Annotated in this window: 15 protein-coding genes and 1 riboswitch; of the genes, 11 read left to right on the top strand and 4 right to left on the bottom strand. The window is 67.6% G+C overall.

Annotated features, from left to right (window positions below; all coding sequences use genetic code 11):
• Nucleotides 1–2,529, bottom strand: a complete 2,529-nt coding sequence (locus KF871_RS14030) for an FtsX-like permease family protein (RefSeq protein ID WP_291143638.1) — start codon at nucleotides 2,527–2,529, stop codon at nucleotides 1–3.
• An 88-nt stretch (nucleotides 2,530–2,617) separates the two neighbouring features.
• On the opposite strand from KF871_RS14030, the gene KF871_RS14025 reads away from it, so the two are divergent.
• The 8 genes from KF871_RS14025 to KF871_RS13990 all read left to right on the top strand — a co-directional run bounded on the left by KF871_RS14025 (nucleotide 2,618) and on the right by KF871_RS13990 (nucleotide 9,418).
• Nucleotides 2,618–2,785: a hypothetical protein gene (locus KF871_RS14025; protein ID WP_291143636.1), complete on the top strand. Its 168-nt coding sequence runs from the start codon at nucleotides 2,618–2,620 to the stop codon at nucleotides 2,783–2,785.
• A gap of 79 nt (nucleotides 2,786–2,864) precedes the next feature.
• Entirely contained in the window at nucleotides 2,865–3,287 is a 423-nt protein-coding gene (gene arsC, locus KF871_RS14020) for an arsenate reductase (glutaredoxin) (RefSeq protein ID WP_291143634.1), read from the top strand.
• 20 nt (nucleotides 3,288–3,307) lie between these two features.
• Nucleotides 3,308–3,415, top strand: a riboswitch (TPP riboswitch).
• A gap of 60 nt (nucleotides 3,416–3,475) precedes the next feature.
• Nucleotides 3,476–4,516 carry a thiamine ABC transporter substrate binding subunit gene (locus KF871_RS14015; protein ID WP_291143631.1) on the top strand — a complete coding sequence of 347 codons (1,041 nt, stop codon included), beginning with the start codon at nucleotides 3,476–3,478 and terminating at the stop codon, nucleotides 4,514–4,516.
• A gap of 62 nt (nucleotides 4,517–4,578) precedes the next feature.
• Nucleotides 4,579–6,141, top strand: a complete 1,563-nt coding sequence (locus KF871_RS14010) for an iron ABC transporter permease (RefSeq protein WP_291143629.1) — start codon at nucleotides 4,579–4,581, stop codon at nucleotides 6,139–6,141.
• Complete coding sequence (locus tag KF871_RS14005; RefSeq protein ID WP_291143626.1) at nucleotides 6,134–6,778, top strand: ABC transporter ATP-binding protein; 645 nt, start codon at nucleotides 6,134–6,136, stop codon at nucleotides 6,776–6,778. The genes KF871_RS14010 and KF871_RS14005 overlap by 8 nt, the downstream gene beginning before the upstream one ends.
• 31 nt (nucleotides 6,779–6,809) lie before the next feature.
• Nucleotides 6,810–7,574: a sulfite exporter TauE/SafE family protein gene (locus KF871_RS14000; RefSeq protein WP_291143623.1), complete on the top strand. Its 765-nt coding sequence runs from the start codon at nucleotides 6,810–6,812 to the stop codon at nucleotides 7,572–7,574.
• A 454-nt stretch (nucleotides 7,575–8,028) separates the two neighbouring features.
• Nucleotides 8,029–8,718, top strand: a complete 690-nt coding sequence (locus KF871_RS13995; protein WP_291143620.1) for a hypothetical protein — start codon at nucleotides 8,029–8,031, stop codon at nucleotides 8,716–8,718.
• A 298-nt stretch (nucleotides 8,719–9,016) separates the two neighbouring features.
• A complete protein-coding gene (locus tag KF871_RS13990) occupies nucleotides 9,017–9,418 on the top strand; it encodes a hypothetical protein (RefSeq protein ID WP_291143616.1) in 402 nt (133 codons plus the stop codon).
• 35 nt (nucleotides 9,419–9,453) lie between these two features.
• Here KF871_RS13990 and KF871_RS13985 read toward each other — a convergent pair whose 3' ends face one another.
• Entirely contained in the window at nucleotides 9,454–10,134 is a 681-nt protein-coding gene (locus tag KF871_RS13985; RefSeq protein WP_291143612.1) for a hypothetical protein, read from the bottom strand.
• A 2-nt stretch (nucleotides 10,135–10,136) separates the two neighbouring features.
• Nucleotides 10,137–10,544, bottom strand: coding sequence for a hypothetical protein (locus KF871_RS13980; RefSeq protein ID WP_291143609.1), 408 nt, complete (start codon nucleotides 10,542–10,544; stop codon nucleotides 10,137–10,139).
• A 398-nt stretch (nucleotides 10,545–10,942) separates the two neighbouring features.
• Between KF871_RS13980 and KF871_RS13975 the strand changes: the two genes are divergently transcribed.
• The 3 genes from KF871_RS13975 to KF871_RS13965 all read left to right on the top strand — a co-directional run bounded on the left by KF871_RS13975 (nucleotide 10,943) and on the right by KF871_RS13965 (nucleotide 12,411).
• Nucleotides 10,943–11,311, top strand: a complete 369-nt coding sequence (locus tag KF871_RS13975) for a DUF1428 domain-containing protein (protein ID WP_291143607.1) — start codon at nucleotides 10,943–10,945, stop codon at nucleotides 11,309–11,311.
• A gap of 285 nt (nucleotides 11,312–11,596) precedes the next feature.
• Nucleotides 11,597–11,791, top strand: coding sequence for a hypothetical protein (locus KF871_RS13970; protein WP_291143605.1), 195 nt, complete (start codon nucleotides 11,597–11,599; stop codon nucleotides 11,789–11,791).
• Between the two features lie 230 nt (nucleotides 11,792–12,021).
• Nucleotides 12,022–12,411 (top strand): DUF4148 domain-containing protein, encoded by a 390-nt coding sequence (locus KF871_RS13965; protein ID WP_291143603.1) that lies wholly within the window; start codon nucleotides 12,022–12,024, stop codon nucleotides 12,409–12,411.
• A gap of 96 nt (nucleotides 12,412–12,507) precedes the next feature.
• Here KF871_RS13965 and KF871_RS13960 read toward each other — a convergent pair.
• Nucleotides 12,508–12,706, bottom strand: a 199-nt coding sequence (locus KF871_RS13960; protein WP_291143601.1) for a peptidoglycan-binding domain-containing protein, incomplete at its 5' end; no start/stop codon positions are given.

The raw sequence follows: 12,706 nt of genomic DNA, 5'->3' as shown, positions 1-12,706 counted from the left end.
TCACCAATCCTGTTTCACCGCCTGCACCGCGTCGGCCGAGGCCGCGGCCCGCCCCGACAGCCAGGCCGTCAGCGTGCCAGCCGCCACCACCGCCACACACAAAGCCAGCAAGCGCGGCCAGGGCAGCACCAGGTCCATGGTCCAGTGAAAGCTTTGCGGGTTGACCACCTGCACCAGCACCAGGCTCACCAGCAGCCCCAGGCCCAGGCCGGCCAGCGCGCCGATCACCGTCCAGGCCAGGCCTTCGAGTGCCACCACGCCCAGCACCTGCGCGCGGGTCAGGCCCAGGTGCGCCAGCAGGCCGAACTCGCGTCGGCGCACCAGCACTTGCGCGCTGAAGCTGGCCGCCACGCCGAACAGGCCGATGGCAATGGCCACCGCCTGTAGCCACACCGTCACCGCAAAGCTGCGGTCAAAAATGCGCAGCGAGCGCGCGCGGATCTCGCCCACCGTGGCCAGCTCTACCGCACCGCCCAGGCCCTGGCGCTCTGCCAGGGTGCGCAAGGCCTCGCCGGCTGCCTCGGGCGTCACGCCCTCGGTCAGGTGCAGGGCCAGGTCACTCACACGCGTGTCACCGGTCAGGCGCGCGTACGCCGCCGCGTCGATGGCGATGCTGCCGTGCTGGCGCGCGTAGTCGCGCCACACGCCCGCCACCACGAAGCGCGTGGGTGTGTCTGCCGGCATGCCCAGTGCCTGGGCCAGCACCAGCAGGGCCTGCCCCAGGCGCGCGCCGTACAGGTCGCGCATGGCCTCGCTCACATAGACCGGCACCGCGCCATCGGGCACGGCCACCCGCTCGCCCACCAGCGCCAGCGGCAGTGGGTCGGCGTTCAGGCTGCGCACCAGCAGTGCCACCGGCGGGCGCACCGGGTCGATCTGCAGCGGCTGTGCGCGCAAGGTGTCAACCCGCGCCACGCCCGGCAACTGCCGCACCGCGGCCACAAAGCCGGGCGGCAGGGCCGCGCCGTCGCCCGCGCTGCGCAGGTACAGCGGGGCCGGCAACACCGCGTCCAGCCAGCGCGAGACCGAGTCTCTGAAACTCGCCACCATCACCGTCAGCGCCACCGACAGCGCCAGGCTGGCCACCACGCCGCTGGTGGCCACCGCGGCGGTCTCGCGCAGGCGCCGCGCGCGCTCCACCGCCAGCATGGGCAGCAGGCGCTGGTGCAGGCGTGGCGCAATGTGGTCCAGCGCCGCGCCCACGGCCAGTGGCAGCGCCGCAATGCCGCCCACCAGCAGCAGACCCACCGACACATAGGCCGCCACCGGCACGCCGGCCACGGGGGGCGCCAGGGCCATGCCGCCTGCCGCCACCACCAGCCCCAGCGCCAGCCAGTGGCGCCGCGGCCCGGCCGGCGGCGTGCCCATGCCCTTGAGGGCCTGCGCCGGCGCCAGTGCGGCCGCGGCGCGCGCCGGCCACCAGCCACCCACCACCGCGCTGCCCACGCCCAGCGCGCCATAGGCCAGCGCCAGTGGCCAGCTGAATCGCAGCGACGGCGCCACGCCGGTGAAATAGCCCCCACCCAGGTCGCCACCCAGGCGCTGCAGGGCCAGCGCCGACAGCGCGGTGCCCAGCGCCACGCCCAGCACGCTGCCCACCGCGCCTATCAGCGCCGACTCCGCCAGCACCAGGCGCAGCCGCTCGCGCGCCGACAGGCCGATCACGCCCAGCAGCGCCAGCTGCTGCTGCCGCCGCGTGACCGACAGCGACAGCACCGAAAACACCAGAAACGCCCCGGTGAACAGCGCCACCAGCGCCAGCACCGTGAGGTTGACGCGGTAGGCGCGCGAGAGGTTGCTCACCCGCTCTTCGCCCTGGCCCGGGCGCTGCACCAGCACCTCGGGCGGCAGCTTCAGGCCGGCCACCACCGCGTCCAGTGACGCACCAGGCGCCAAGCGCAGGTCGATGCGGCTGAGCTCGCCGCTGCGCCCGCTCAGCGCCTGCAGGGCGGCCACGTCCATCACCGCCAGCGGCGCGCCCGGCGCCGTTACCTGCCCGGCAATGCGCAAGGTGGGCTGGTGGCTGCCAATGCGCAGTGACAGCCGGTTGCCCGTGGCGCCCCGGCTGGCCAGTGCCTCGCGCGCGGCGGCGTTCAGAAACACCGCGTCGGGCGCAAACAGGTCCAGCCGCCCGGCGTCCAGCGCCGGGTCCAGCACCGGCATCAAGGCCGGCGCCACCTGCGCCACCGACAGCGCGTCCACGCCCACCAGGCGCAGCGCCAGGGCCGGGTCGCCGTCGAACGTGGCGCTGGCCTCCAGCACCGGGCTGGCCACGGCCACGCCCGGCTGCGCCAGCGCCTGCGCCCACAGCGCGTCGTCCAGCCCGCCCAGGCGCGCGCGCAGTTCGGCATCGGGCTGGCCATTGACGGCGGCCACCGCGTTGCCGAATTCGGCCAGCGCCGAGCGGTTGATGAGCTGCACCGCCAACGCCAGCGCCACCCCTAGCGTGACGGCCAGCACCGCCACCGCGCTGCGCCACGGGTGGTGGCGCAACTCCTGCCAGGAGAACGTGGCCAGCAGTCGGATCATGGGGCGCAGCTTACGCGCGGCTCGGGGCGGGCAAGCCTGGTGTGGTTGAATACGGGGTTTTCTCTCCCCCGTTGAATGAGGATTTGCCATGGGCAACAAGATCGTCACCGAGGCCGACCGCAAGGCCACCCCCCGTCCGACGCCGGCCAACGGCGTTGTGCTGCCCACCCCCGGCCGTGGCCAGCGCGTGAGCCTGGAGCGCGGCGTCGCCACGCGCAGCAAGAAGAACCCGGGCAAGCGCGCGCGTTCGGGCTGATCCCCCCGACGGCATCTCTGCCAGTCAAAGGCCCGCTTCGGCGGGCTTTTTGGTTGTTGGGTGTTTGGAGTGAACCGCCATGGCCGACGTCACCATCTTTCACAACCCCGCCTGCGGCACCTCGCGCAACGTGCTTGCGCTCATCCGCCACGCGGGCATCGAGCCCGAGGTCATCGAGTACCTCAAGACCCCGCCCGGCAAAGAGCGCCTGCGCGCCCTGGTGGCCGCCACCGGCCAGCCGGTGCGCGCCCTGTTGCGCGAAAAGGGCACGCCCTACGCCGAGCTGAACCTGGCCGACCCCGCGTGGACCGACGAGCAACTGCTCGACTTCATGGTGCAGCACCCCATCCTCATGAACCGGCCGGTGGTGGTCACGCCGCTGGGCACGCGTTTGTGCCGCCCCAGCGAGGCCGTATTGCCGCTGCTGCCGGTGGGCCAACTGCCGGACTTCGTCAAGTCCGACGGCGAGGTGGTGCGCGACGACGGCGTGCGACTCGGCTGAACCCCGGCGCCTACAATCCAGGCCTTCACCGGGGGTGCCCGCCATCGCCATCAGCGCGGCGGGCTGAGAGAGTCCCCACGAACCTGATCTGGACCATGCCAGCGTAGGGAGCGTGAACCGCGGTTGCTGCGCCCGTCGTGTCTTCCGCCACCATGCGCCCCGCTGGCGCAACACCGAGGTGGCCCCGCATGCAACGCCGTCTGTTCCCTGTTCTCCTGGCCAGCGCCTTCGCTCTGGCCGCCGCCGCCGCGCTGCCCGCGCGGGCCCAAACCCCGCTGCGCGTGCTCACGCACGAATCGTTTGATTTGCCCGAGCCGCTGCTCACCGGCTTCGAGCGCGAGGCCGGCGTCAAGCTGCAACTCATCAAGGCCGGTGACGCAGGCGAAATGCTCAACCGCCTCATCCTCACCCGCGCCAACCCCATCGCCGACGTCGCCTTCGGCATCGACAACGCGCTGCTGCCGCGCGCCCGCCAGGCCGGCGTGTTCGACGCCTACAGCGGCCCGGCCGCACAACGTGTGGGCACGGCCACCCTGGGCGACGGCGTGGTGCCGGTGGACTACGGCTACGTTGCGCTCAACATCGACAAGGCCTGGTTCGCGCAGAAGCAGCTCGCCCTGCCGCAATCGTTGGACGACCTGGCAAAGCCCGCCTACAAAGACCTGCTGGTGGTGCAGCACCCCGCCACCTCCAGCCCCGGCCAGGCCTTTCTGCAAGCCACCATCGCCGGCCTGGGCGAAGAGGGCGCCTTTGCCTGGTGGGCCAAGCTGCGCGCCAACGGCGTGAAGGTGGCCAAGGGCTGGAGCGAGGCCTACTACACCGACTTCACGCGCAACGGCGGCACGCGCCCCATCGTGGTCAGCTACGCCAGCAGCCCCGCGGCCGAGGTCTTCTACAGCAAGACCCCGCTCACCGAATCGCCCACCGCCAACCTGTTTCTGCGCGGCAGCGTGTACCGCCAGGTCGAAGGCGTGGCGCTGGTGAAAGGCGGCAACCCCGCCGCGCGCGATGCGGCCGGCAAGTTCATCGAATTTTTGCGATCGGCCCCGGTGCAGCAAGCCCTGCAGACCAGCATGTGGATGTACCCCGCCGAACCCGGCGCCGCGCGCGCCGAGGTGATGCGCCAGCACGCCCCCGAGCCCACCCGCTTCGACAACACCGGCTCCGCGCCCAGCCCCGAGCAGCTGCGCGCCTGGCAGGACCGGTGGGTGCGGGTCGTTCTGCGTTGAGGGTTGGGCGTTGAGCGGGTTCGCTCGATGCCCTCTCGCCAAACGCCCAACGCTCAACGACCATGCCTTTTCTGCTCGCCACCCTCCCACTCGGCTTTCTGCTGCTGCTCGCGGTGGCGCCGGTGGCGCGCTTGCTGGCCGAAGGGTGGGGGGCGGATGGCGCGGCCTTCTGGGGCTTGTGGGCCGACGCTTACTTGCGCGGGCGGGTGCTGTGGTCGCTCACGCAGGCGGGGCTGAGCACGCTGGCTTGCGTGCTGCTGGGTGTGCCGCTGGCCTGGGTGTTTGCGCGCTTTGCCTTTGCCGGGCGCACGCTGGTGCTGCGCGCGCTGATGCTGCCCTTTGTGGTGCCCACGCTGGTGGCGGCCATGGGCGTGCTGGCCCTGCTGGGGCCGCGCGGTGTGCTGGGCATCGATGGGTCCGGCACGCCGTGGCTGCTGATCGTGGGCAATGTGTTCTTCAACCTTTGCCTCATCGTGCGCGCCGGGGTCGATGCGCTGGAGCGCGTGAGCGCATCGCGCGTGGCGGCGGCGCGCACCTTGGGCGCCACGCCCTGGCGCGCCTTCTGGCGGGTGGAGTGGCCCGCCATGCGGCCCTGGCTGGCGGCGGCGTCCTGCCTCACGTTTCTGTATTGCCTCTCGGGCTTTGGCTTGGCGCTGGTGCTGGGCGGGCAGCGCTGGGCCACGGCCGAGGTCGAGATCTACACCCTGGTCGCGCACGAGCTGGCGCTGGGCCAGGCTGGTGTGCTGGCGCTGTGGATGCTGCTGCTCAACGGCGCGGTGGCGCTGGCCTACGCCGCCATCGAACAACGCCTGGCCACGCCCCAGCGGCACGACCCATTGCCGCGCCGCGCACCCGCACGCCGCACCGAACGCGCCGCCGTGCTGGCCGCTTTGGCCACGCTGGCGGTGATTGCCGGCGCGCCGCTGCTGGCCATTGCCCTGCGCGCGCTGCCCGCGCTGGGCGACGGCACTGCCTGGCGCGTGCTGGCCGAGCCCGCCACCCACGCCGCGCTGTGGAACACGCTGCGCTTCAGCGCCATGGCGCTGGCGCTGGCGCTGCTCATGGGCGTGCTGCACGCGGTGTCGGCGCAGGCCTGGCGCGGCTGGGGTCTGGTGTGGCGCGCGGCGGCGTTTGTGCCCTTTGTGGTGTCGCCCGTTACCGTGGCCTTTGGCCTGCTGCTGCTGGTGCCGCAGTGGACGGCCAGCCTGCCGCTGCTGGTGGCCGCCTACGCGCTGGTGGCCTACCCCTTCATCGCCAAGGCCATGGGCGCCGCGCTGGACGCCTTGCCCCGCCACCTGGGCATGGCCGCGGCCACGCTGGGCGCGTCGCCGTGGCGGGTGTTTCGCCGCATCACGCTGCCGCTGGTGTGGCCCGCGCTGCGCCGCGGCACCGCGTTTGCCGCCGCCACCATGCTGGGCGAATTCGCCATCTCGCTCTTCCTCACCCGGCCCGAATGGGTCACGCTCACCACGCTCATCCACCAACGCCTGGGCCGCCCCGGCGAGGCCAACCTGCAGGCCGCGCTGGTGCTGTCGGCGCTGTTGATGGCGCTGGCGCTGGTGGCCTTTGTGTTGATTGAAGGCCGCGGCCAACGCCCGAACGAAACCCCACACCGCCATGCTTGAACTGCGCGACATCCACTTGCAATGGGACCACCGGCCGCTGCTGGCCGGTGTGAACCTGCGCGTGGCCGCCGGGCAGACCGTGGCATTGCTGGGCGCGTCTGGCAGCGGCAAGAGCACGCTGCTCAAGGTGGTGGCCGGCATCGAGGTGCCCGAGCGCGGCAGCGTGTGGTTCGACGGACAGGACATCACCCGCCTGCCGCCGCACCGCCGCGGCTTCGCGCTCATGTTTCAGGACTTTGCGCTGTTCCCGCACCTGGACGTGCGCGACAACGTGGCCTTTGGCCTGGTGGAGCAGGGCGTGCCCCGCGCCGCTGCGCGCGAACAGGCCCAGGCCATGCTGGCGCGCTTCGGGCTGGGCGAGCATGCGCGGTCACGCGTGTGGACGCTCTCGGGCGGTGAACAACAACGCGTGGCCCTGGCGCGCGCGCTCATCACCCAGCCGCGCGCCCTGCTGCTGGACGAGCCCTTCTCTGCGCTGGACGCCGCGCTGCGCGAGCACCTGCGCGCCGAGTTCCGCGAGCGCATCACCGACGCCGGCATGGCCGCCATCCTGGTGACGCACGACGAAGCCGAAGCCCGCGCCATGGCGCAGCAGGGCTGGGCGCTGCAGGGCGGGCAGCTGCGGGCCCTGTGGTGAGGCGGGCTGGGCTTTGCGCGACACTCCGCGCATGTCCCTGTTCGACACCTTCAGCGCCACCCAGCTCGCCACCCTGGCCGCGGCCTACTTCATCGCGGCGCTGGTCAAGGGCATCACCGGCCTGGGCTACTCGTCCACCTGCCTGCCCATCCTCACGCTCGCCTTCGGCCTGAAAGAGGCACTGCCCCTGGTGCTCATCCCCTCGGTGAGTTCGAACTTCACCGTCATGTTCACCACGCCGGGCTTCAAGGCCAGCGCGCGCCGCTTCTGGCCCATGTTGGTGAGTGCGGCCATCGCCATCTTCATCGGCCTGTGGACGCTCACCCGCGTGCGCGGTGAAAGCGCCGCCGCCGTGCTGGGCGCCGTGCTGCTGTGCTACGTGGCCTTCGCCCTCACCAACGCGCGCTTCCGGCTCAGCGAGGCACGCACCCAACGCTTCGAGCCCGCCATCGGCGCCGCCACCGGCTTCCTCAACGGCCTCACCGGCTCGCAGGTCATGCCCCTCATCCCCTACCTGCTCTCGCTCGACCTGGCGCGCGAGCGCTTTCTGCAGGTCAGCAACCAGTCGTTCACCCTGTGCAGCGCCGCCATGTTCATCGGCCTCGGCCTCACCGGCCTCATGACCCTGCACGCCGCCGCCGTCTCCGCCTGCGGCGTGCTGCTGGTGGTGCTCGGCGTCAACATCGGCCGCCGCATCGGCCAACACCTGGCCCCGCAGGCGTTCCGCACCGCGGTGCTGGTGGTGCTGGGGGCGTTGGGGATGGGGTTGATTCTTCGGGCGATGGGGTGGGTTTGAGAGAGTCGATAGATCGGGCCACTCCAGACAACTCTTGGTCACGCGGACTTGCCTGCAAAGCGAAGGCGGTTCCGGTGATGCCCAGCGTTGGCGTAAATGGAACCTCTGAACTTCTCGATGCCAGAGTGAGTCGAGGGAGCCGAGATCTTCGCCGCGACAGTCTTCGCCGCGACAGCTGATCGCCATTAGTGATTGAGCGGTGAGGGCGTCTGTCAAACGCTAGGCGCTGAGCGGCATCCGGCGCTATTGGCGGTCCAACCCCCGACTGTTCCCCGGAGAGTTCGCTTGCAGGGTCAAGCGAGCCGCCGGATTCGAATCCCTGCGACGCATCCTCGCCTGCGGTGGGATTCCTGAACCGCCTCTTGGGGAGGGCCGCTTTGTCCTAGGATTGCGCACCCGCCCAGCCAGGAGAGGGGCGTGGTCTGCCAAGGGATATCAACTCAGGGGGGAGACTATGTGCGCCATCGATTGGAAACTGTTGCTGGAGTACCTCAAGGTCGTGCTCAATTGGCCACCTCTGGCTTTCGTTCTTACTTGTGTCCTCGTATGGGTATTCCGACCTGAGATACGCCAGAAGATCGCCAGCATCTCCAAGGCGCGAGTAGGCGGGCAGGAGTTCAATTTTGCCGATCAGACCCAACTTTCTGCGATCTCCGAGGATGCAAAGCTGCCCGGCCCCCCCACTGAGGACTCACCTGTGCCGACAGCTGACACGAACTATCAGTTCTCTGCTGAGGCAAAAAAGCTTTCGAACGATGACGAGGTAGCGCTCGGGCGTGCGCTGGCTTGGGTGCGTGCGAATCCGGGCCCAACGGTTGAGGAGTTTCTGCGGATGTCGGAGCACCTCCAGTTTGAGCGGACGTTCAGCTCAATTTTCGGGTCTCAGGTTCTCGCGTTGGACTTTGCTCGGTCTTGGAGCGGTCCTCAACCTCCCGCCGCATTGCAGTCTTTCGTCGATATGTACGTCAGTAGGGCATCGCCGCAAACCGCCCCGACAATTGACCAATTCTTGGCTTATATGGTCAGACATGGTCTGCTCCTTCATGTCGACGGTGGCTTGATTGCCCTTACCGAGCGAGGCGTTAGATTTCTCGACTACATCAAGAACGTATATCCAACCGGTTGGGCTTCTCGCGTTTGGTAGCTCGGTAGAACACGCTTTCGCTAGGTCGTCGAGCTCAAGCGCCGGCGGCCCGGGACAACCAAAAAAAGGGGGTGAACCATGGGTGCAATAGGAGCGGTCGGGGGGTTCTTCATGCTGTTGCTGGGACTCTTGGTCCTTGTGATCGCGGTACTTTGGATCCTGATGCCGTTCGCAATCTTCGGCATGAAGGACCTGCTCAGAGACCTGATCAAGGAACAGAAGCGGACCAACGATCTCTTGGAGCAGCGATCAGGACGAGCGGAGTCCCCATGATTGACATAGCGTTCATCGATGCCTCATGAGTCCGGTAGCTGAGGCAGTCTCGCTCGCACGCGAACTCTTACCCATCGTCACCCTAGTCTTGGGGGCGTGGCTTGGCCTGCGGTTTGGAGTGCTTCGAGACAAGCGAAGCGAGCGCAACCAAGTGGTGGATCGCATTCGCGCACGGTTGCTTGAGGCAAGGCAGGATGGTGGGCCGACTCCAATGGACAAGTTCATTGACAGCACAGACCTTGATCTGTTGCAGCAAATGACTGGCAAACGTGAGTGGGCGATGATCGAGAGCTTGGTTACCCGATACAGATCGATGGCTTCGAAGTACGAGCGGGATCGTGTCGGCCAACCCTTCTATGGCCACATTCGCACAAAGGAGCTTGACGCTCTGATCGTCGTGTTGTTGGAGAAAATCCGCCGTCACTAGCGATTCTTGGCTCCACCGAGAAGCGCGAGCGTTCGTTACCGCTGCCGGAATGGTCTTATGCCCTCGATATGCAGATCGAGGTTTCCCTCGTCGTTTTGCTTGAAGCTCATATCTACGCCACAGGTCATGCGTCCCCGGCCCAACGTGACCAGATGAAAGACAACGCTCGCCGGGCCTTCCGAGGGAGGCTGGTCGTGCCAAGGCAGCGGAATCTCCCAGGTTCCCATGTACGGTACTTCGGTGACCTCATATCGAGTGACGCCCCAGGGCATTCGCACGTTGGCCACGACGTTTTGGCAAGACGCCCCTTCGTTCGTCAGCCTCAGAACATAGTTCGGCTGCGCGACATACGGAGAAGCGTTTGCGACATGGTGCACGAACCTCGGGGTGTGCCGCTCTGTCTCCAGCTCTCGCATCTCCTGGAGTTGCTGCTCGGCGACCTCCGCCATTCGTTGCTGCTCTTTGACCGAAGCCTTCAGTTCATCAGCTTGAAGCTGGAGCGCTTGCGTGTTCTGCTGAAGCTCCTCGCCTTGTTGGAAGTACCCAAGCACGAGCCAGAGGATTGCCAACGGGCCAAAGGCTCCAGCAAAAAAATCTCCCAGGGCATTGAGGTCTAGGTTAGCTAGCTCGTTCCAACGCTTTGCGCCTAAAACCACCAGCGCGAGGACATACACACCAGTAAGGCCCATGCCGATCCAGAGACGTGTCTTTCCCATGGTCACTTTCCGAGAGCGCTTGCTGCGGCGGCAATGGCGATAACGACCGCGATGGCGATCACTCCAATCATCAAGTTCTTGCTCTCCTCCCGCTCCTTCTCTGCCTGAAGCTGTTCACCCGTCTTGAATCCGGTCACCGGTGTGAGCTGGGAGCCGCAGTGCTTGCACACCTTGGCTTCGGGCAACACCCACTCCGCGCAAGCTGGGCACTTGACGTGAGTCGCGGCGCTGGGCGCGGATGGTGTGGCGCCAGGTTTGCTCGACAAGTCCTTCGACACAGCGACGAAGAGCAGCCCGAGGAGCGGAGATATCAGAAGCGACAGGAAGAACCACCCAACGCCACTGCGTCCTCGATTCGAGGCGTTTATGCCAACCGCGACCGCGAACAGTACCCAGAAGAACATCAACATAGCCACCCCTCCCTTTGTGCGCGCACATCCTGCCGAGACCGTGGTTGCCCGTCAATGGACGTGAATCAATCCGACGTTAGGATCGGCGCCTCGGCGGACCACGCCTCCGCCAAAGGCAGGGAAAAGTGTCTCGCAGCCGGCTCAAGCAAATAAGAGCTATACGAAATGAACTTGCGCTCATGGGACGTTGGTCGGTGACCTTGTCCGAGGGCCCGTAGCCTTGTCAGTAGGAAAGACGCTGGAGTTGGGACCCGTGCTCAGGAGAACTGCAAAGCACCCTGTCCGAGAGTTGTTGTCCGATCTCCACCCCTGTCGATTCCCCCACCCCTCACCCGTCGTCCTCCGTCGGCGCATCCTTCCCACCCGCGCCGACCGTTCAACCCAACAGGAGTTCTGGCATGGCCTATATCGACGGTTTTGTGATTGCGGTGCCCACCGCCAACAAGCAGAAGTTTGTGGATCACGCGCGGCATTTCGACAGCTTGTTCATCGAGCTGGGGGCCACGCGGGTGATCGAGGGCTGGGGGGACGATGTGCCGGACGGCAAGCTCACCGACTTTCGGCGCGCGGTGCAGGCCACGGCGGATGAGACGGTGGCGTTCTCGTGGGTGGAGTGGCCGGACAAGGCCACGCGCGACGCGGGCATGAAGAAGATGATGGAAGACCCGCGCATGGACCCGACCAACCCCAACAACCCGCCCATGCCGTTTGATGGCAAGCGCATGATTTTTGGCGGCTTTGAGGCGGTGGTCGAAGTCAAGGCTTGATGGTTGCCAGGCCTTGGGCGACCAAGGCCTGACGCGCTCATCACCCCCGCGCACCACGCCTGTCCCGCCAGGCGCCACGTTCAGCGACTGCCACACCCCCGTCACGCCCCCGACAAGCCCGGCCCCTACCGTTGCGCTCAGGGATGGCCTGTTGGCTGTTGGCCGCTGGCCGATGGCCGACAGCTGTTGGTTGTTGTTCACCCATCGCTGCCCGTGGTTCGCTGGTGGCGCGTCGGCTCACAAGGCCGGGCGCGCGCGCGGCGCCGGTCGGCCGGGAGTGTTGCGTTGATTGCCTACAAGATTTTTGGATTGAACCCGGGTGAGGCCGAGGGCCTGCTGTTTCACAGCTGCGTGGCGGGGCTGGACCGCAAGCCTTACCTCTGGGCCGACGAGTGCCCGTTTCCGATCCCTGCGCATGTGCTGCCGCGCGTGGTGTCGGTGCTGGAGCTGGAGGACGCGGCGCAGGCGGACGTGGCCTGAGGGGCCGTGGCGGGGAGAGTGGGGGGAGAGAGGGGTAGAGAGCACCATGACCGCAGAAGGGGCAATGCGGTGCGGCGGCGGCCGACCATTGCCGATCTGGAAACAGTGAGTTGTCGTGGCGCTGGTTTTTCTTTGTGCGGGTAAACCCTAAAGTTCACCCCATGCCGAACACAACAAGACGTGTTCGACAGAACCAGGAAACCTTCTAACTCTGTCTCAAAGGAACCGTCATGAAATCCGCTCTGCTCCCCCTCGTTCTTGCCATCTCCGCTGGTGCCGCTTTTGCCGAAGGCCCGATCGAAGGCAACGAAGTGTTTGGCTTCAACTCCACCCTGACCCGCGCTGAAGTGGTGGCCCAGGTGGCCCCCGCCTACAAGGCCGACATCATTGCCCGCGGCGAAGCCAGCGAAGGCCAGGACCAAGCCACCGTGGTGGCCAGCAACCTGACCCGCGCCCAAGTGCGCGCCGAAGCCGCCGAAGCCCTGCGCCTGGGCCTGGTGCCGCGCGGTGAGTCGCTGCCCGAGCCGACCGTGGCCCAAGCCGAACAGATCCGCCTGGCCGGTGTGCGCGCCGTGGAAAACGCCGTGGCCCAAGGCACCAGCGACGTTCGCGCCAACTGATCTGGCGCACCGATCGGTTGATCGGCAGCACCCAGCACAACGGCCCCTCGGGGCCGTTTTTGTTTGGGCGCCTCGGTCGGCGGTTTCGTTGTGTCGTCAGCCCCCGCGCAAGGCCTTGAGCAGCAACTGCCCCGCGCGGCCGTTGGCCTCCATGCCCAGGCGCTCTTGCTCCACGCGCACGGCGGCGCGGGTGCGGCTGCCCAGCAGGCCGTCCACCTCGCCGATGTCGTGGCCGCGCAGCAGCAGCAGGGTCTGCAGTTCGCGGCGCTCGGCGCGCGAGAGGCCGGGGTCATCG

It is taken from the genome of Hydrogenophaga sp. (assembly GCF_019635465.1).
Classification (GTDB): Bacteria; Pseudomonadota; Gammaproteobacteria; order Burkholderiales; family Burkholderiaceae_C; genus Hydrogenophaga.
This window is presented reverse-complemented; position numbering and strand designations above follow the sequence as displayed.

What these genes read in the sequence shown, in the direction of transcription:
- KF871_RS14030 (WP_291143638.1), bottom strand. Translation starts at nt 2,529, where the DNA reads ATGATCCGACTGCTGGCCACGTTCTCCTGGCAGGAGTTGCGCCACCAC.
- KF871_RS14025 (WP_291143636.1), top strand. Translation starts at nt 2,618, where the DNA reads ATGGGCAACAAGATCGTCACCGAGGCCGACCGCAAGGCCACCCCCCGT.
- arsC (WP_291143634.1), top strand. Translation starts at nt 2,865, where the DNA reads ATGGCCGACGTCACCATCTTTCACAACCCCGCCTGCGGCACCTCGCGC.
- KF871_RS14015 (WP_291143631.1), top strand. Translation starts at nt 3,476, where the DNA reads ATGCAACGCCGTCTGTTCCCTGTTCTCCTGGCCAGCGCCTTCGCTCTG.
- KF871_RS14010 (WP_291143629.1), top strand. Translation starts at nt 4,579, where the DNA reads ATGCCTTTTCTGCTCGCCACCCTCCCACTCGGCTTTCTGCTGCTGCTC.
- KF871_RS14005 (WP_291143626.1), top strand. Translation starts at nt 6,134, where the DNA reads ATGCTTGAACTGCGCGACATCCACTTGCAATGGGACCACCGGCCGCTG.
- KF871_RS14000 (WP_291143623.1), top strand. Translation starts at nt 6,810, where the DNA reads ATGTCCCTGTTCGACACCTTCAGCGCCACCCAGCTCGCCACCCTGGCC.
- KF871_RS13995 (WP_291143620.1), top strand. Translation starts at nt 8,029, where the DNA reads ATGTGCGCCATCGATTGGAAACTGTTGCTGGAGTACCTCAAGGTCGTG.
- KF871_RS13990 (WP_291143616.1), top strand. Translation starts at nt 9,017, where the DNA reads ATGAGTCCGGTAGCTGAGGCAGTCTCGCTCGCACGCGAACTCTTACCC.
- KF871_RS13985 (WP_291143612.1), bottom strand. Translation starts at nt 10,134, where the DNA reads ATGGGAAAGACACGTCTCTGGATCGGCATGGGCCTTACTGGTGTGTAT.
- KF871_RS13980 (WP_291143609.1), bottom strand. Translation starts at nt 10,544, where the DNA reads ATGTTGATGTTCTTCTGGGTACTGTTCGCGGTCGCGGTTGGCATAAAC.
- KF871_RS13975 (WP_291143607.1), top strand. Translation starts at nt 10,943, where the DNA reads ATGGCCTATATCGACGGTTTTGTGATTGCGGTGCCCACCGCCAACAAG.
- KF871_RS13965 (WP_291143603.1), top strand. Translation starts at nt 12,022, where the DNA reads ATGAAATCCGCTCTGCTCCCCCTCGTTCTTGCCATCTCCGCTGGTGCC.